Annotated in this window: 21 protein-coding genes; 20 read left to right on the top strand and 1 reads right to left on the bottom strand. The window is 35.3% G+C overall.

Annotation, left to right across the window (positions count from 1 at the left end):
- Positions 1 to 184: 184 nt before the first annotated feature.
- The 9 genes from GFJ36_RS00090 to rsmI all read left to right on the top strand — a co-directional run bounded on the left by GFJ36_RS00090 (position 185) and on the right by rsmI (position 6,689).
- Entirely contained in the window at positions 185 to 364 is a 180-nt protein-coding gene (locus tag GFJ36_RS00090) for a sigma factor G inhibitor Gin (RefSeq protein WP_000647291.1), read from the top strand.
- A 72-nt stretch (positions 365 to 436) separates the two neighbouring features.
- A complete protein-coding gene (locus GFJ36_RS00095; RefSeq protein ID WP_098649393.1) occupies positions 437 to 1,858 on the top strand; it encodes an aminotransferase class I/II-fold pyridoxal phosphate-dependent enzyme in 1,422 nt (473 codons plus the stop codon).
- 1 nt (position 1,859) lies between these two features.
- Entirely contained in the window at positions 1,860 to 2,486 is a 627-nt protein-coding gene (tmk, locus tag GFJ36_RS00100; RefSeq protein ID WP_000677224.1) for a dTMP kinase, read from the top strand.
- Positions 2,487 to 2,521: 35 nt separating this feature from the next.
- The gene (gene holB / locus GFJ36_RS00105) at positions 2,522 to 3,505 is read left to right on the top strand and encodes a DNA polymerase III subunit delta' (RefSeq protein ID WP_088061451.1); all 984 of its coding nucleotides are present in this window, start codon (positions 2,522 to 2,524) and stop codon (positions 3,503 to 3,505) included.
- 5 nt (positions 3,506 to 3,510) lie between these two features.
- The gene (locus tag GFJ36_RS00110) at positions 3,511 to 4,338 is read left to right on the top strand and encodes a PSP1 domain-containing protein (RefSeq protein WP_000272429.1); all 828 of its coding nucleotides are present in this window, start codon (positions 3,511 to 3,513) and stop codon (positions 4,336 to 4,338) included.
- Between the two features lie 14 nt (positions 4,339 to 4,352).
- The gene (gene yabA, locus GFJ36_RS00115) at positions 4,353 to 4,706 is read left to right on the top strand and encodes a DNA replication initiation control protein YabA (protein ID WP_000412057.1); all 354 of its coding nucleotides are present in this window, start codon (positions 4,353 to 4,355) and stop codon (positions 4,704 to 4,706) included.
- A 121-nt stretch (positions 4,707 to 4,827) separates the two neighbouring features.
- Positions 4,828 to 5,568, top strand: coding sequence for a tRNA1(Val) (adenine(37)-N6)-methyltransferase (locus GFJ36_RS00120; protein ID WP_060486369.1), 741 nt, complete (start codon positions 4,828 to 4,830; stop codon positions 5,566 to 5,568).
- Positions 5,555 to 5,845, top strand: a complete 291-nt coding sequence (locus GFJ36_RS00125) for a GIY-YIG nuclease family protein (protein WP_000414343.1) — start codon at positions 5,555 to 5,557, stop codon at positions 5,843 to 5,845. The genes GFJ36_RS00120 and GFJ36_RS00125 overlap by 14 nt, the downstream gene beginning before the upstream one ends.
- Positions 5,814 to 6,689 carry a 16S rRNA (cytidine(1402)-2'-O)-methyltransferase gene (gene rsmI / locus GFJ36_RS00130; RefSeq protein WP_000267812.1) on the top strand — a complete coding sequence of 292 codons (876 nt, stop codon included), beginning with the start codon at positions 5,814 to 5,816 and terminating at the stop codon, positions 6,687 to 6,689. The genes GFJ36_RS00125 and rsmI overlap by 32 nt, the downstream gene beginning before the upstream one ends.
- A 20-nt stretch (positions 6,690 to 6,709) precedes the next feature.
- Here rsmI and GFJ36_RS00135 read toward each other — a convergent pair whose 3' ends face one another.
- A complete protein-coding gene (locus GFJ36_RS00135) occupies positions 6,710 to 6,994 on the bottom strand; it encodes an AbrB/MazE/SpoVT family DNA-binding domain-containing protein (RefSeq protein ID WP_000843039.1) in 285 nt (94 codons plus the stop codon).
- Between the two features lie 520 nt (positions 6,995 to 7,514).
- On the opposite strand from GFJ36_RS00135, the gene metG reads away from it, so the two are divergent.
- The 11 genes from metG (at position 7,515) to spoVG (ending at position 16,715) form a co-directional block, all read left to right on the top strand.
- Positions 7,515 to 9,497, top strand: a complete 1,983-nt coding sequence (metG, locus tag GFJ36_RS00140; RefSeq protein WP_048542191.1) for a methionine--tRNA ligase — start codon at positions 7,515 to 7,517, stop codon at positions 9,495 to 9,497.
- A gap of 165 nt (positions 9,498 to 9,662) precedes the next feature.
- Positions 9,663 to 10,430, top strand: a complete 768-nt coding sequence (locus tag GFJ36_RS00145) for a TatD family hydrolase (RefSeq protein ID WP_088061455.1) — start codon at positions 9,663 to 9,665, stop codon at positions 10,428 to 10,430.
- A 194-nt stretch (positions 10,431 to 10,624) separates the two neighbouring features.
- Positions 10,625 to 11,182, top strand: a complete 558-nt coding sequence (gene rnmV, locus GFJ36_RS00150; RefSeq protein ID WP_000692830.1) for a ribonuclease M5 — start codon at positions 10,625 to 10,627, stop codon at positions 11,180 to 11,182.
- Positions 11,179 to 12,057, top strand: a complete 879-nt coding sequence (rsmA, locus tag GFJ36_RS00155; RefSeq protein WP_000651555.1) for a 16S rRNA (adenine(1518)-N(6)/adenine(1519)-N(6))-dimethyltransferase RsmA — start codon at positions 11,179 to 11,181, stop codon at positions 12,055 to 12,057. The genes rnmV and rsmA overlap by 4 nt, the downstream gene beginning before the upstream one ends.
- 110 nt (positions 12,058 to 12,167) lie before the next feature.
- Positions 12,168 to 13,031, top strand: a complete 864-nt coding sequence (gene yabG, locus GFJ36_RS00160) for a sporulation peptidase YabG (RefSeq protein WP_001173738.1) — start codon at positions 12,168 to 12,170, stop codon at positions 13,029 to 13,031.
- 238 nt (positions 13,032 to 13,269) lie between these two features.
- Positions 13,270 to 13,530, top strand: coding sequence for a biofilm formation stimulator Veg (veg, locus tag GFJ36_RS00165; RefSeq protein ID WP_000044349.1), 261 nt, complete (start codon positions 13,270 to 13,272; stop codon positions 13,528 to 13,530).
- 91 nt (positions 13,531 to 13,621) lie between these two features.
- Positions 13,622 to 13,801: an acid-soluble spore protein SspF gene (gene sspF, locus GFJ36_RS00170; RefSeq protein WP_001985066.1), complete on the top strand. Its 180-nt coding sequence runs from the start codon at positions 13,622 to 13,624 to the stop codon at positions 13,799 to 13,801.
- A 196-nt stretch (positions 13,802 to 13,997) separates the two neighbouring features.
- A complete protein-coding gene (gene ispE / locus GFJ36_RS00175) occupies positions 13,998 to 14,867 on the top strand; it encodes a 4-(cytidine 5'-diphospho)-2-C-methyl-D-erythritol kinase (protein ID WP_137013689.1) in 870 nt (289 codons plus the stop codon).
- Between the two features lie 54 nt (positions 14,868 to 14,921).
- On the top strand, positions 14,922 to 15,770 hold the full coding sequence (gene purR / locus GFJ36_RS00180; protein ID WP_000702481.1) for a pur operon repressor: 849 nt from the start codon (positions 14,922 to 14,924) through the stop codon (positions 15,768 to 15,770).
- 124 nt (positions 15,771 to 15,894) lie between these two features.
- Complete coding sequence (locus GFJ36_RS00185) at positions 15,895 to 16,269, top strand: RidA family protein (RefSeq protein ID WP_000869826.1); 375 nt, start codon at positions 15,895 to 15,897, stop codon at positions 16,267 to 16,269.
- A gap of 152 nt (positions 16,270 to 16,421) precedes the next feature.
- A complete protein-coding gene (gene spoVG, locus GFJ36_RS00190) occupies positions 16,422 to 16,715 on the top strand; it encodes a septation regulator SpoVG (protein ID WP_000454042.1) in 294 nt (97 codons plus the stop codon).
- Positions 16,716 to 16,794: the final 79 nt, after the last annotated feature.

Raw genomic sequence — 16,794 nt, forward strand, 5'->3', positions numbered from 1 at the left:
AAACACAAGTCTTTTGACTTGTGTTTTTTTCTGTTTTCAAACAGTACGAAAAAAGAAGTAATGGTAATACAAACACGTTGCCCAAGGGTTAATCATATTATATAAGAGATGGATGTATATTTTTCTGTAAATTGTTAAGGAATAGAAGTATAAAATATGTCCATTTAAATAGGGAGGGAAGGTTATGAAAGCACAAAATGAAGTTTGTATTGTTTGTGAGACAGAAAGAAAAGAAGGGATATATGTTTATAATAATTTAATATGTTATGAATGTGAAAAGGATATGGTGAATACGGAGACAAATGATCCGAAGTATATATATTATTTAAAACAGCTTCGGAAATTAGAAGTATCATATTTTTAAATAGGCATATGCCTATTATTTTTTTTGTTCTGTATAATAGAGGAAGAATGAACTAATAAGGAAGAGATATAAATGAATCAAAATCGCATACCTTTATATGAGGCATTAACAGGGTTTAAAGAAAGAGAGCCGTTATCCTTTCATGTTCCAGGTCATAAAAATGGTTTAAACTTCCCTCAGGAAGCTGTAGGGGAGTTTAAAGATATACTATCTATCGATGTAACTGAGTTGTCAGGGTTAGATGATTTACATAGTCCGTTTGAATGTATAGATGAGGCACAACAGTTATTAGCTGATGTATATGGAGTGAACAAAAGTTATTTTTTAATTAATGGTTCAACGGTAGGGAACCTAGCAATGATTTTGTCTTGTTGTGGAGAACATGATATTGTTCTTGTACAAAGAAATTGTCATAAATCAATTATTAATGGTTTAAAATTAGCGGGCGCAAATCCAATTTTTTTAGATCCATGGATTGATGAAGCTTATAATGTACCAGTGGGAATTCATGATGAAATTATTAAGGAAGCAATTGAAAAATATCCAAATGCTAAAGCACTCATTTTAACGCATCCTAATTATTATGGTATGGGGATGGATCTAGAGGCAAGCATCGCTTATGCACATGCACATAAAATCCCTGTTTTAGTAGATGAAGCACATGGAGCCCATTTTTGTTTAGGGGGAGTATTTCCAAAGTCAGCATTAGCATATGGTGCAGATATTGTAGTTCATTCTGCACATAAAACATTACCCGCGATGACAATGGGGTCCTATTTACATATAAATAGTCGCTTAGTGAAAGAAGAAAAAGTTTCTACCTATTTAAGTATGCTACAATCTAGTAGTCCATCGTATCCAATTATGACTTCTCTTGATATTGCACGCTTTACAATAGCACGTATAAAAGAAAAGGGACATGATGAAATTGTCGAGTTTTTACGGGGATTTAAAGACGAATTGTGTTCTATTCCACAAATAGCTATTTTACAATATCCATTACAAGACGAGTTAAAGGTTACTGTACAGACACGTTGTCAGTTATCAGGATACGAATTACAGTCTGTATTTGAAAAGGTCGGTATATATACAGAAATGGCGGATCCATATAATGTCCTATTTATTTTGCCCTTGCAAGTAAATAAGGGGTATATGAAGGCTATAGAGATGATCCGAGAGGCATTGCAATATTATGAGGTGAAAGACAAGAAGGAATCTATTCGTTATACTTATAAAGGAGAATTTTCTCCTTTACCGTATACATATAAACAACTGGAAGGATATGAAACAAAAGTAGTATCTGTAGAAGAAGCAGTTGGGATGATAGCGGCAGAAATGGTAATTCCGTACCCACCTGGAATTCCATTGATTATGTATGGAGAAAGAATTACTTCAGAACATAAAGAGCAAATTATGTATTTAGAGCAATCAGGCGCTCGTTTTCAAGGTAGCACGAAATATATGAAAGTGTATGATATAGAAAGTAGGTTTTAGAATGAAGGGATTATTTGTAACAATTGAAGGTCCAGAAGGTTCGGGTAAAACAACGTTAATTAAAAGTTTATTGCCGTACTTTGAACAAAAAGAACAAAAGGTAATGGCGACGAGAGAACCAGGTGGCATTGCAATTTCAGAGGATATTAGAACAATTTTACATAAACAAGAATATACGATGATGGAGGCACGTACAGAGGCGCTTCTGTATGCTGCTGCACGTAGACAACATTTGGTGGAAAAGGTTATGCCGGCACTTAACGAGGACTACCTTGTATTATGTGATCGTTTTATAGATAGCTCTTTAGCGTATCAAGGATATGCAAGAGGATTAGGTATGGATAAAGTATTTGAAATAAATCGTTTCGCAACAGAGGACTGTATGCCTAGTTTAACGATTTACCTAGACATTGAACCAGAGATTGGTTTAGCTCGCATTGAAAAAGATGCAGGACGTGAAGTGAATCGATTAGATATGGAAGATATCTCTTTCCATAAACGTGTCCGTGAAGGATATTTACAAGTTGTAGAACATTTCTCAGATCGTATTGTATTGGTAAATGCTGATCAACCAATGGAAAAACTTATAGAAGAAGTTGTTCAGATTATAGAAGATAAATTGTTATAATAGAAGGAAAGAATGAAATAAGTGAGGTATGCATTATGACGAAGACGTGGGAGCAGCTTTCTGCTATACAACCCATCGGTGTAAAAATGTTGATGAATAGCATTGCAAAAGAGCGTATATCCCACGCTTACTTGTTAGAGGGAGGGAAAGGGACTGGAAAGTTTGCAACGGCAATTCAAATGGCAAAGAGTTTCCTCTGTTCTGGGCGGAATGGGGTAGAGCCTTGTCACATATGTACAAATTGTAAGCGAATTGATTCAGGTAACCACCCTAACTTACATATTGTAAAACCAGACGGATTATCTATTAAGAAGCAGCAAATTCATGATTTACAAGAAGAGTTTTCAAAAACAGGATTAGAAGCAAATAAAAAAGTATATATTATTGAGCACGCAGATCGTATGACAGCAAATGCAGCGAATACACTTTTAAAATTTTTAGAAGAACCAAGTAGTGATACAACAGCTATTTTACTTACTGAACAAAGTCATCAAATTTTAAATACGATTTTATCTCGCTGTCAAGTTGTTACATTTAGACCGTTACCTACGGAATCTTTAATTAGAAGATTACAGGATGAAGGTATTACGGCATCTTTATCGACACTTGCTGCGCAACTCACGAATAGTTTTGATGAAGCTTTAGCTTTATGTAGTGATGAATGGTTTGCACAAGCACGAGCTTTAGTGATAAAATTATGTGAAGCGCTCGAAAAGGATAAAGCCTCTATTTTTTTTGTACAAGAAAAATGGGGGAAACACTTTAGAGAGAAAGAACAATTACAGCAAGGTTTAGATATGTTGCTCCTTATTTATAAGGATTTATTATATGTTCAACTTGGAGAAGAAGATCGTCTTGTTTTTCATGAGCAGAAAGAGATGTTTGAATCTTTCTCCTATGCTCAGAAGCGCATTGTATCAGCTCTCTTTAATATATTAGAGGCAAAAAATAGAATCAACGCTAATGTAAATGCGCAGCTTGTGTTCGAACAGTTAGTGTTGCGGTTGCAGGAGGGATGACCGTTTTGTATGATGTAGTAGGTGTTCGCTTTAAGAAGGCCGGAAAGGTGTATTACTTCGATCCGAATCAGTTCGATATCTCTGAAAATGAGTTTGTAATTGTAGAAACAGTAAGAGGTATTGAGTACGGAAAAGTAGTTATTACCAAAAAGCAAGTTGATGAAAACGACGTTGTATTACCGCTAAAAAAGGTTATTCGTATTGCAAATGAAAATGATCGTACCATTGTTGAAGAGAACAAACATGCTGCGAAAGAAGCATATCAAGTTTGTCAGCAAAAGGTAGTAGAGCATAATCTTGATATGAAACTTGTAGATGTAGAGTATACGTTCGATCGCAATAAGATTATTTTCTACTTTACTGCGGATGGTCGGATTGATTTCCGCGAACTAGTGAAGGACTTAGCGGCAATTTTTAGGACAAGAATTGAACTAAGACAAATTGGTGTTCGTGATGAAGCGAAGATGCTTGGTGGTATTGGTCCATGTGGTCGTATGCTTTGTTGTTCTACTTTTTTAGGAGATTTTGAACCTGTATCCATTAAGATGGCAAAGGATCAAAATTTATCATTAAATCCTGCAAAAATCTCTGGTTTATGTGGTCGCTTAATGTGTTGCTTAAAATATGAGAATGATGAATATGAGGCAGCAAAGGAACAACTTCCTGATTTAGATCAACGTATACAAACCCCGCATGGTACTGGCCGTGTTATCGGATTAAATATTTTAGAAAGATTAATTCAAGTGGAACTAGTAGACAAGGAACGGATAGTAGAATATACGTTAGATGAGTTAGTGAATAAAGGGGTCGTTTCGAGTCAAACCACAGATTAATGAGGTGGGTGCTTGTGGAGAAAAAAGATATTTTTGCATCGGTTTCTAGTATGGAAGAGCAAATTGGACATTTATACAAACAGTTGGGAGAATTAAAACAACATCTTGCAGAGTTGTTGGAAGAGAACCAACATATAAAAATGGAAAATGAAAATTTGCGACACCGCTTTGAAGAAGTGCAGATTAAGGAAAAACAAAAAACTCAAAAACGTAAAGAAGTGAAGCCGAAGACAACTGATATTGGCGAAGGCTACGATAATTTAGCAAGGCTATATCAAGAAGGTTTTCATATTTGTAATCTGCATTATGGAAGTGTACGTAAAGAGGGAGATTGTTTATTCTGCCTGTCATTTTTAAATAAAAAGTGAAATTACCTTTCCAATGATAATTGGAAAGGTAATTTTTTATACATGAGAGTAGAATGAAATATGTTTTTTTATTAGTAGAAGAAGAAATAGGGTAGGTTAAGTGTAAGAAAAGGAGTAACATATGAATTTATATGAAGATGAACGTTTAGATTACTTATTAGCGCAAGATATGAAGATTGTACAAAGCCCATCAGTATTCAATTTCTCGTTAGATGCTGTTTTACTTGCAGACTTTGCTTGGGTGCCGATTCAAAAAGGTAATGTACTTGATCTGTGTACAGGTAACGCAGTTGTCCCCCTTTTATTAAGTACAAGAACAAAGGGAAACATTACAGGTGTAGAAATTCAAGAACGTTTATATGATATGGGAATCAGAAGCGTTCAATACAATAAGTTAGAAGAAAGAATTCACTTAATACATGGGGATTTGAAAGATATGCCGGAGAAACTTGGACGTCATCAATATGATGTAGTTACATGTAATCCCCCTTATTTTCAAACACCTGCAACTTCTGAGAAAAATATGAATGAACATTTAGCGATAGCTCGTCATGAAATTATGTGTACATTAGAGGATGTTGTATCTGCAAGTAGTCAATTAGTAAAGCAAGGTGGGAAAGTAGCATTTGTACATCGTCCAGGTCGTTTGCTAGATATTGTTACATTAATGCGTAAATACAAAATTGAACCAAAGCGTGTACGATTTGTTTATCCTAAGGCAGGGAAAGAAGCGAATACATTGTTAATTGAAGGGATTAAGGATGGAAACGCAGATTTGAAAATATTGCCACCCCTTTTTGTATATGAAGAAAATAATGAATATACAAAGGAGATTCGTTCAATTTTATATGGAGAAGAATAAGCATTGTTTTTATGTAGTAGAGTGCTCTGACGGAAGTTATTATGCAGGATATACAAATCATATAGAGAAGCGGATTCAGACCCATAATAGTGGAAAAGGGGCTAGGTATACGCGTGCTAGACTTCCTGTTGTTTTAAAATACATAGAATTTCATGAAGATAAGCGTACAGCTATGCAAGCAGAGTATTATTTTAAGCAGTTAAATAGAAAACAAAAAGAAGAATATATGCAAAAAGGAGAACGCTATGTGGCAACAAAAAAGCTTTCAACAAAATGAAAAGGGAGTTTTATATTTAGTACCAACTCCTATTGGAAATTTAGAAGATATGACATTTCGTGCAATCCGAATTTTAAAAGAAGCTGATTTAATTGCTGCTGAAGATACGAGACAAACGAAAAAACTTTGTAATTATTTCGAAATTGAAACCCCCGTTATGAGTTACCATGAGCATAATAAGGAAGTAAGTGGTAAGAAAATATTAGGGAAGTTAGACGAAGGAAAGACTGTAGCACTTGTTAGTGATGCTGGTATGCCTTGTATTTCCGATCCAGGTTACGATATTGTTGTAGAGGCTGTAGCAGAACAGTATCATGTAATCCCGCTTCCTGGGGCAAATGCAGCCCTTACAGCATTAATTGCATCAGGTCTTGAAACAAAACAATTTTATTTCTATGGATTTTTACAAAGAAATAAAAAAGAAAGAAAAATGGAGTTAGAGAAGCTTCGTTATGTACAAACTACAATGATGTTTTATGAAGCACCCCATCGTTTAGATGATACTTTAATCTCGATGCAAGAAGTGTTGGGAAATAGAGAAATTGTATTATGTCGAGAGTTAACGAAAAAATTTGAGGAATTTATTCGTGGAACAGTTGAGGAAGCAATTGAGTGGACGAAACAAAATGAAGTTCGTGGCGAGTTTTGTATTTTAGTAGCTGGTTCAACGGAAGAACCTACCCCAGAAGAACAATGGTGGGAATCTATTTCTGTATATGATCATATTGAACATTATATAAACGAAAAAGGTATGAATTCAAAAGAGGCAATAAAAACAGTCGCTAAAGATCGAGATTTGTCGAAACGCGATGTATATCAAATCTATCATGTCGATAAAAAATAAGCTTCTCATAATTGAGAAGCTTATTTTGCTGTTTCGATATAATCTTGAAGTTCGTTTAAGATTCGCTCAGCGCCTTCTTTGCTTAAGATAATTTTACCTTCAGCTAGAGATAGGTTACCATCAGATACTTCACCAGTTACTTGGCAAGTCATGTTTGGCTTATATTTTTTTAAGATGATTTTCTCGTCATCAACGTAGATTTCAAGAGCATCCTTTTCTGCAATACCTAAAGTACGGCGTAATTCGATTGGAATTACTACACGACCTAATTCATCAACTTTACGAACGATACCAGTAGATTTCATAATTCTTTTCCTCCTAAAGAAATAGTTTATAAGTTTCGAGTCTATTTTCTAGATTCGTCATTTTTCGACAAAATACCCTATGGACATATGATACCAATCATTTACATTTCCGTCAATTCTTTAATTCTATATTTTTTAAAAAGATTTATAGATTTCTTACTTCTTATATATAATAGAATGAGAGTAATTTCTACTATTATTTAACTTTATTTTCAGAAAAATTTATAGATTGTAAGTAAGGACTGTATATTTTCTTGAAATATGAGCAATAGATGATAAAGATATTAAGTATTAACTCATTTTTATCCCACTATTTGCCAAGCAGTAAGATTCTAAATTTAAAATTTGGGTGGAGCAAAGAAGTTAAGTTGGAGTCGGATTGCTCGTAAAAGCCTGATTGGTGCGGGCTAATAATCCGCAGGAGTGAACACCCCCACACAGATTAAAGTTTCACTTTATATATAAGTTTTTGATATACTATTTATAAATACATATGAGGTTATCCGGGAGGTCCAAAACAATGACAGAGGAAAATAAGTCCTTTTATATTACTACCCCAATTTATTATCCAAGTGGAAAATTACACATTGGACATGCTTATACAACAGTCGCAGGAGATGCGATGGCACGATATAAGCGTATGCAAGGATACAATGTTCATTATTTAACAGGAACTGATGAGCATGGACAGAAGATCCAAAAGAAAGCAGAAGAATTAAATGTTACACCACAAGCATATGTGGATAACATTGTTGCAGGAATTAAAGAACTTTGGGAGAAAATGGATATATCTTATGATGATTTTATTCGTACAACTGAAGATCGTCATAAAGATGTTGTTGAAAAAATCTTCAAGCAACTAGTAGATCAAGGTGATATTTATCTTGATGAATATGAAGGTTGGTATTCTGTACAAGATGAGACATTCTATACAGAGCATCAATTAGTAGATCCAATTATGGAAGGTGAAAAAGTAGTTGGAGGAAAAAGCCCAGATAGTGGTCATGATGTAGAACTTGTTCGTGAAGAATCGTATTTCTTTAGAATGGGTAAATATGTCGACAGACTATTAAAATTCTATGAAGATAATCCACATTTCATTCAGCCTGAGTCTCGTAAGAATGAGATGATTAATAACTTCATTAAACCAGGCCTAGAAGATTTAGCTGTTTCTCGTACTTCATTTGACTGGGGAGTTCGTGTTCCAGGTAACCCGAAACACGTTATTTACGTATGGGTTGACGCATTATCTAACTACATTACAGCATTAGGTTATGGAACAGAAAATGAAGAGATGTATAAGAAATTCTGGCCAGCTGATGTACATTTAGTTGGAAAAGAAATCGTTCGTTTCCATACAATTTATTGGCCAATCATTTTAATGGCATTAGATTTACCTCTTCCGAAAAAAATCTTTGCTCATGGTTGGATTTTAATGAAGGATGGAAAGATGAGTAAGTCAAAAGGAAACGTAGTAGATCCAGTTACTTTAATCGATCGTTACGGATTAGATGCATTACGTTATTACTTACTTCGTGAAGTTCCATTCGGATCTGATGGCGTATTCACACCAGAAGGATTTGTGGAGCGCATTAATTTCGATTTAGCAAATGACTTAGGTAACTTATTAAATCGTACAGTAGCTATGATTGATAAGTACTTTAACGGAGAAATCCCTGCATTTAAAGAAAATGTAACGGAATTCGATGAAACGTTAGTAACGTTTGCAAAAGATACATTGAAAAAAGTAGAAGAGGCAATGGAGAATATGGAATTCTCTGTAGCGCTAAGCTCAATTTGGCAATTGGTTAGCCGTGCAAATAAATATATTGATGAAACACAACCGTGGGTATTAGCGAAAGATGAGAATGATCGTGAAAAATTAGCTTCTGTAATGGCTCACTTAGCAGAGGTGCTTCGTCAAACAGGTATTATGCTTATGCCGTTCCTAACAGTAGCACCAAGTAAGATGTTTGCTCAGCTTGGACTTACTGAAGAGGCACATAAATCTTGGGAAAGCCTATCTACAATTGGCTGTATTCCAGCTGGAACAAAAGTAGAAAAAGGAAACCCGATTTTCCCGCGTTTAGAAATGGAAGTAGAAGTAGGGTACATTAAAGAACAAATGAAAAGCTCTGCTCCTAAAGTAGAAGAGAAAAAAGAAGAAGAACCGAAAGCAGAAGAAATTACAATTGATGATTTCTTTAAAGTAGAATTACGCGTAGCTGAAGTACTATCAGCTGAACCTGTGAAAAAAGCAGATAAGTTGTTAAAAATTCAGCTGGATTTAGGTACAGAAAAGCGTCAAGTTGTTTCAGGAATTGCAAAATTCTATTCGCCGGAAGACCTAAAAGGTAAAAAGGTTATTTGTGTAACAAACTTAAAACCTGTAAAATTACGCGGTGAATTATCACAAGGTATGATTTTAGCGGGTGAAGAGAATGGCGTATTGTCATTAGCATCAATCGACCAAAATCTACCAAATGGTACAAAAATCAAGTAATTAAGACAAGAAAAGAGATGTTTCACGTGTAACATGTGTGAAGCGTCTTTTTTCTTTTTACACTCTCTATTTTTGCATTAAAATTATAGTATTGTTATCGTTAAGTTATTAAAGAGCTTATTTTTTAGAATAAACTTGATTTCAATATAAAAGGAGTTATGTATTATGTTGTTTGATACACATTCACATTTGAATGCAGAGCAATTTGAAGAAGATTTGCAAGAGGTTATTGCACGAATGAAAGAAGCGGGAGTTACCTATACAGTTGTTGTTGGTTTTGATGAAGTAACGATAAAAAAGGCGATTGAATTAGCTGAAACTTATGATTTTATTTACGCTGCGGTTGGATGGCATCCAGTTGATGCAATTGACATGACAGAAGAACATCTAGCTTGGTTAGAAGAACTTGCTTCTCATCCTAAAGTCGTTGCACTTGGAGAGATGGGATTAGATTATCATTGGGATAAATCTCCAAAAGAAATACAGAAGGAAGTATTCCGTAAACAAATTGCATTAGCCAAAAAAGTGAAATTGCCGATTATTATACATAACCGCGATGCAACTCAAGATATTGTTGATATTCTAGAAGAGGAGAATGCAGCTGAAGTGGGAGGCATTATGCATTGCTTTAGCGGCAGCGTAGAAGTAGCAGAGCGATGTGTTGATATGAACTTTTTAATTTCATTAGGCGGACCAGTTACATTTAAAAATGCTAAGAAGCCGAAAGAAGTTGCTGTGGAGATTCCATTAGAGAAATTGTTAATAGAGACAGATTGTCCATATTTAACACCACATCCATTTCGAGGAAAACGAAATGAACCGAGTTATGTAAAACTCGTAGCAGAAGAAATTGCGAATTTAAAAGGAATTTCTTATGAGGAAGTAGCAGAAATAACAACAAAAAATGCAAAAGCTTTATTTGGTGTTGGATAAAAAGGAGTGGGAGAACCCATTCTTTTTTATTTTTGTGAAAAAATAAGGGCGAATGAGGAAGTGTTACAATAAGGAGAGAGAACAAAGTTTTGGACATTCTATTTTTTAAAATGTAAGAATGGGGAAAATAATAATGGAAAAGTCGTCATTTTTTTGTTTTACTAAGTAGAGACGAAACGAGTGTGGAGGCAAGCATGAAAATTAAAGAGATTATCGTTGTAGAAGGTAAAGATGATACAGTTGCGATTAAGCGTGCTGTTGATGCGGATACAATTGAAACGAACGGTTCAGCAATCGGTGATCATGTTATTGAGCAAGTTAAATTAGCGCTGCAAAAACGGGGCGTTATTATTTTCACAGATCCGGATTATCCTGGAGAGCGTATTCGAAAAATTATTTCTGATAAGGTGCCTGGATGTAAACATGCTTTTTTACCGAAGGAAGAAGCACTTGCCAAAAGGAAAAAGGGTGTAGGGATTGAACATGCTTCTAATGAATCAATTCGCCGTGCTTTAGAGAATATACATGAAGAAATGGAAGCTTACACAAGTGAAATTAGTTGGAGCGATTTAGTCGATGCAGGCTTAGTGGGCGGAGAAATGGCAAAGAGTCGCAGAGAAAGAATGGGTAAGCTATTAAAGATTGGTTATACAAACGCAAAACAGTTACATAAACGTTTACAAATGTTTCAAGTTTCAAAAGAATCTTTTGCAGAAGCTTATAAGCAAGTCATACAGGAGGAAAGAAAATGAAGGATATCGCAACGCCAAATCGTACGAAAGACATTGTTGAAAAGTATGGATTTTCATTCAAAAAAAGTTTAGGACAAAATTTTTTAATTGATACGAATGTATTAAATCGTATTGTCGATCACGCTGAAATTGGTTCAGAAAGTGGTGCAATTGAAATTGGACCAGGTATCGGTGCGTTAACAGAACAATTAGCGAAGCGTGCTAAAAAAGTAGTAGCTTTTGAAATTGATCAGAGGTTATTACCGATTTTAGATGAGACGTTAGCTCCATATAGCAACGTTACAGTTATAAATAAAGACGTACTAAAGGCAGATGTACATGAGGTGTTTAGTGAGCAATTTGAGGAAGGGCAAGATGTAATGGTAGTAGCGAACTTACCGTACTATATTACAACGCCAATTTTATTTAAATTGTTGGAAGAGAAATTACCGGTTCGTGGATTTGTTGTTATGATGCAAAAAGAAGTTGGAGATCGTTTAGCTGCTAAACCTGGAACGAAAGAGTATGGTTCTTTATCCATTGCCATTCAGTATTATACAGAGGTGGAAACAGTTATGACTGTACCACGTACAGTGTTTGTGCCACAACCAAATGTTGATTCTGCGATTATTCGTCTCCTAAAGCGCCCGAAACCAGTTGTAGAAGTAACAGATGAGACATTCTTCTTTGAAGTAGTACGAGCAAGTTTTGCACAGCGTCGTAAAACTTTAATGAATAATTTATCAAATAATTTAAATGGTTTCCCGAAAGATAAAGAGCTGTTGGATCGAATTTTAACAGAAGTGGGAATTGATCCAAAACGAAGAGGCGAAACGCTATCTATCGAGGAGTTTGCAACATTAAGTAATGCATTAGTTCTTCATAAATTGTCATAAGAATAGAAAAGGGACAGTTCAACTTGAACTGTCCCTTTTGTCACCTTTCCTCTCCTACATTCATACTTTAAAAACAGGTAAGATGGCCTAACGAGTTTGGAGGTAGGAGAATGGCTTTACATGTTGGAGAATTAGTGGAACGATATTCTCATAATAGGGATATCCTTTTTCGTATTATAGAAATAAAAGGCGAGATAGCTATATTATTTGGAGAGGAAATTAGACTGGTGGCAGATGCGCCACTTGAAGATTTAATTAGTATAGATCAACGAGAGCATAAAAAAAGAGCGAAGCGTGAGAAAGAAACGATGGAGCGTACGTATCGTTTGTTTCAACAAGATTATGTATTAATGAAACAAAGGCATGAACACACTTCAACGGGTGGATATACAAGTGAGGTGAATTATTTTCAAATGCCAGGACGTGTATTGCATATAGATGGGGACCCGTTATATTTGCGCAAGTGCTTAGACTTATATAATAAAATTGGTGTTCCTGTACAAGGTATTCATTGTAAAGAAACAGAGATGCATGAAAAGGTAGTAGATTTAATAGATCATTTTCGTCCAGACATTTTAGTTATTACGGGGCACGATGCATATACAAAATCAAAAGGGGTAAAGGGAGATTTAGCAGCATATAGGCATTCAAGGCATTTTGTACAGGCTGTTCGAGAAGTGAGAAAAAAATATCCATCATTGGATCAACTCGTTATTTTTGCTGGGGCATGCCAATCACACTTTGAAGCATTAATTCGAGCGGGTGCTAACTTTGCTAGTTCACCATCTAGAATTAATATTCACGCACTAGATCCTGTATATGTGGTTGGTAAAATTAGTTTTACGTCATTTATGGAAAGAGTAAATGTATGGGATGTTGTACGTAATACGATTACCGGCGAAAAGGGACTTGGCGGGATTGAGACGAGGGGGATTTTACGAACTGGATTACCCTTTCAACATTATGAAGAATAAGCAAGGTACATATGTATCTTGCTTTTTTGTATGGGAAGGATTTAAATCAGCTTGGATAAAAAGAGACAAGAACGCGCAGACTACATAATGATACTTTTACAATATAGTATTTCTTCTATCTATTTGAACGCATGATGCTTTTATAATGATATTGTCTGTGAGTTGCGGTTAATAATTGGGATAGATATATCGTGTTTTAAGTGTTCAATCTAAATTACAGCGAGGTGTAACGAAGTATATGTCAAAACGTTTAGATGAAATTAAAAGCGAATTAGATCACCATCTTGGACAGAGACTGATGTTAAAGGCGAATAGTGGGAGAAGAAAAACAGTAGAACAATCAGGTGTACTTGCAGAAACGTACCGTTCTGTTTTTGTTGTACAATTGGATCAGCAAGAAGATGCGTTGCAACGTGTATCATATAGCTATGCGGATGTTTTAACAGAGACAGTAGAGCTAACGTTTTATGGTGAACCTCATAATGAAGTGATTTTATAATTCATGTATCGTTACATATATTCCCACAAATGAAAAGCTATATTATTTTGCATACTAATTATACCGTAGCAAAATAAGGAGGGACTCTGCATTGAGTAGACGAAGAGGTGTCATGTCAAATCAATTTAAAGAAGAGCTTGCAAAAGAGCTAGGCTTTTATGATGTTGTTCAGAAAGAAGGATGGGGCGGAATTCGTGCGAAAGATGCTGGTAACATGGTGAAACGTGCTATAGAAATTGCAGAACAGCAATTAATGAAACAAAACCAGTAGTTGTAAGATACTTTCTATGCTACGGTAGCCGAGGAGTGATTCCTCGGCTTTTTGTACTCGAAAAGGTGCCATCATTTTACATAAGTAGTTTCATTCTGAATGCTTTTCGTTATAATTAGGGAAGTGTCATCGTCTTACTATAAATTTATGGTAAAATAAACGATAAAAGATTGAGTACATAGAGTGGGTGAATAGATTGAAGCTACTAGTGAAAGCACCAGCAAAGATTAATCTGTCGTTAGATGTACTGGGAAAAAGACAAGACGGATATCATGAAGTGAAAATGATTATGACAACAATTGATTTAGCGGATCGTTTAGAACTAATGGAATTAGCAGAAGACCGTATTGAAATTTTATCCCATAATCGGTATGTCCCAGACGACCAAAGAAACTTAGCTTATCAAGCAGCGAAATTATTAAAAGAGAAGTTTAATGTGAAAAAAGGCGTATCTATTACTATTGAAAAAACGATTCCAGTAGCAGCTGGATTAGCAGGTGGAAGTAGTGATGCAGCAGCGACATTACGTGGCCTTAATAAATTATGGAATTTAGGGCTTACAATTGATCAGTTAGCAGAGCTTGGCGCAAAAATCGGATCAGATGTATCGTTTTGTGTATATGGTGGGACAGCAATTGCCACTGGAAGAGGAGAGCAAATTGAGCACATAAAAACTCCACCTTCTTGTTGGGTTATTTTAGCAAAACCCCATATTGGTGTATCTACTGCTGATGTGTATGGAAATTTAAAGTTAAATCGAGTTACACATCCAAATGTAGAGAAAATGGTTAACGTCATAAATGCTGGGGACTACAAAGGGATTTGTGATACTGTTGGTAATGTTTTAGAAGATGTAACGTTTGCGATGCATCCTGAAGTTGCACGTATTAAGGCACAGATGAAGCGATTTGGGGCGGATGCCGTATTAATGAGTGGAAGTGGCCCAACCGTATTTGGTCTTGTGCACCATGATTCGCGAATGCATCGTATATATAACGGATTAAAAGGATTTTGTGAACAAGTATACGCAGTACGTTTATTAGGAGAGCGAGAAACGCTTGAATAAAGACGTATAATACGTTATGATTTGTTTAGAATATTCGTGATTTGAGGTGAGAGTATGAAAATTAGACGAAGTACAAGATTAGTCGATATGACGTATTACTTGTTACAAAACCCTCGTCAGCTAGTTTCTCTCACTTTTTTTGCTGAAAGGTATCAATCAGCTAAGTCTTCCATTAGTGAAGATTTAGTTATTATTAAGCAAACGTTTGAACAACAAGGGGTCGGCACATTGCAAACGGTACCAGGAGCAGCAGGAGGAGTGAAATATATACCATATATAAGTGAGGAAGAGGCAGATCTAATTATTGGTGAGCTTTGTAGCTTATTTGAAAATCCAGATCGTATTTTGCCTGGTGGTTACTTATATATGACAGATCTTTTAAGTAATCCTCGCCATATTAATGGCGCAGGTCGTTTGTTTGCTTCTGTTTTTGCTAGGCAACCAATTGATGCGGTTATGACGGTGGCAACGAAGGGGATTCCACTTGCTTATGCGGTGGCAAATTACTTAGATGTACCGGTAGTAATCGCAAGGAAAGATAATAAGGTAACAGAAGGCCCAACTGTTAGTATTAACTATGTATCAGGTTCTTCTAAGCGAATTCAAACAATGACGTTAGCAAAGCGTAGCCTTCCAGAGGGATCAAATGTTTTAATTATTGATGACTTCATGAAAGCTGGCGGGACAATTCAAGGTATGATGAGTATGTTAGAAGAGTTTAAGGCTAATGTTGTTGGTATTGGTGTATTAGTAGAATCCACGGATATTGAAGAACGACTAATTAATAATTTTGTATCATTAATTCGTCTATCAGAAGTTGATGTGAAAGAAAAAGCGATTCAAGTGGAAAAGGGAAATTATTCACTGGCACCATTTGATGAAGGGCTTGTAGAGGCTGAGTAAAAAGGTAAAGCAGATCGCTTTATCTTTTTTTTATTCTATTTATAAATTATAAAATAGATGGACAAACTGCTTTTCGTGCACTATTTTTAAAGAGTAAAAATAAATAATAAAAGGGTGGAAAAATATGAAAGTTGTTCAAACAAGCAATGCACCACAAGCAATTGGACCATATTCACAAGGGATTATTGTAAATAATATGTTTTACAGTTCAGGACAAATTCCGTTAACTGCAAGTGGAGAGCTTGTAGCAGGAGACGTGACAGTACAAACAGAGCAAGTATTTCAAAATTTACAAGCGGTATTAGAAGAAGCAGGTGCTTCATTTGATACAGTAGTAAAAACAACAGTATTCTTAAAAGATATGGATGATTTTAATGCTGTTAATGAAGTATATGGCTCTTATTTCTCTACTCATAAGCCAGCTCGTTCTTGTGTACAAGTAGCAAAATTACCGAAAGATGTTTCAATTGAAATCGAAGTAATTGCCCTAGTTAAGTAATCTTTTGTAAGCGATAACCTCCACTAATCTCTATATTCAATTACATTAAAAATTTTTATCTTAAAAATTTTTAAAAAATTAAAGGGAAAATAGAAATTTTGTGGAATTTATACAAATATATCGCTTATTTAGAAAAGGGTGGTGAACACAAGATGGAAGTGACTGACGTAAGATTACGCCGCGTAAACACAGAAGGCCGCATGAGAGCAATTGCCTCTATTACTCTAGACCATGAATTTGTTGTTCATGATATTCGTGTAATTGATGGTAATAATGGATTATTTGTAGCAATGCCAAGTAAACGTACTCCAGATGGAGAATTCCGTGACATTGCACATCCAATTAATTCTAATACACGCTCTAAAATTCAAGATGCGGTTTTAACAGAGTATCATCGTTTAGGCGAGTTAGAAGAGGTTGAGTTTGAAGAAGCGGGTGCTTCGTAAAATTCGAATGAAAAGGGCTTTTTAAAGAAATCCCTATAATTTTGCAACAAACTCCTGTAAGCATTTACAGGAGTTTGTT

Source organism: Bacillus sp. EE-W1, assembly GCF_009760835.1.
GTDB lineage: Bacteria > Bacillota > Bacilli > Bacillales > Bacillaceae_G > Bacillus_A > Bacillus_A wiedmannii.

Excerpts from the sequence above, each read along its gene's own strand:
- GFJ36_RS00090 (WP_000647291.1), top strand. The coding sequence starts at position 185 with ATGAAAGCACAAAATGAAGTTTGTATTGTTTGTGAGACAGAAAGAAAA.
- GFJ36_RS00095 (WP_098649393.1), top strand. The coding sequence starts at position 437 with ATGAATCAAAATCGCATACCTTTATATGAGGCATTAACAGGGTTTAAA.
- tmk (WP_000677224.1), top strand. The coding sequence starts at position 1,860 with ATGAAGGGATTATTTGTAACAATTGAAGGTCCAGAAGGTTCGGGTAAA.
- holB (WP_088061451.1), top strand. The coding sequence starts at position 2,522 with ATGACGAAGACGTGGGAGCAGCTTTCTGCTATACAACCCATCGGTGTA.
- GFJ36_RS00120 (WP_060486369.1), top strand. The coding sequence starts at position 4,828 with ATGAATTTATATGAAGATGAACGTTTAGATTACTTATTAGCGCAAGAT.
- GFJ36_RS00125 (WP_000414343.1), top strand. The coding sequence starts at position 5,555 with ATGGAGAAGAATAAGCATTGTTTTTATGTAGTAGAGTGCTCTGACGGA.
- rsmI (WP_000267812.1), top strand. The coding sequence starts at position 5,814 with ATGTGGCAACAAAAAAGCTTTCAACAAAATGAAAAGGGAGTTTTATAT.
- GFJ36_RS00135 (WP_000843039.1), bottom strand. The coding sequence starts at position 6,994 with ATGAAATCTACTGGTATCGTTCGTAAAGTTGATGAATTAGGTCGTGTA.
- metG (WP_048542191.1), top strand. The coding sequence starts at position 7,515 with ATGACAGAGGAAAATAAGTCCTTTTATATTACTACCCCAATTTATTAT.
- GFJ36_RS00145 (WP_088061455.1), top strand. The coding sequence starts at position 9,663 with ATGTTGTTTGATACACATTCACATTTGAATGCAGAGCAATTTGAAGAA.
- rnmV (WP_000692830.1), top strand. The coding sequence starts at position 10,625 with ATGAAAATTAAAGAGATTATCGTTGTAGAAGGTAAAGATGATACAGTT.
- rsmA (WP_000651555.1), top strand. The coding sequence starts at position 11,179 with ATGAAGGATATCGCAACGCCAAATCGTACGAAAGACATTGTTGAAAAG.
- yabG (WP_001173738.1), top strand. The coding sequence starts at position 12,168 with ATGGCTTTACATGTTGGAGAATTAGTGGAACGATATTCTCATAATAGG.
- veg (WP_000044349.1), top strand. The coding sequence starts at position 13,270 with ATGTCAAAACGTTTAGATGAAATTAAAAGCGAATTAGATCACCATCTT.
- purR (WP_000702481.1), top strand. The coding sequence starts at position 14,922 with ATGAAAATTAGACGAAGTACAAGATTAGTCGATATGACGTATTACTTG.
- GFJ36_RS00185 (WP_000869826.1), top strand. The coding sequence starts at position 15,895 with ATGAAAGTTGTTCAAACAAGCAATGCACCACAAGCAATTGGACCATAT.
- spoVG (WP_000454042.1), top strand. The coding sequence starts at position 16,422 with ATGGAAGTGACTGACGTAAGATTACGCCGCGTAAACACAGAAGGCCGC.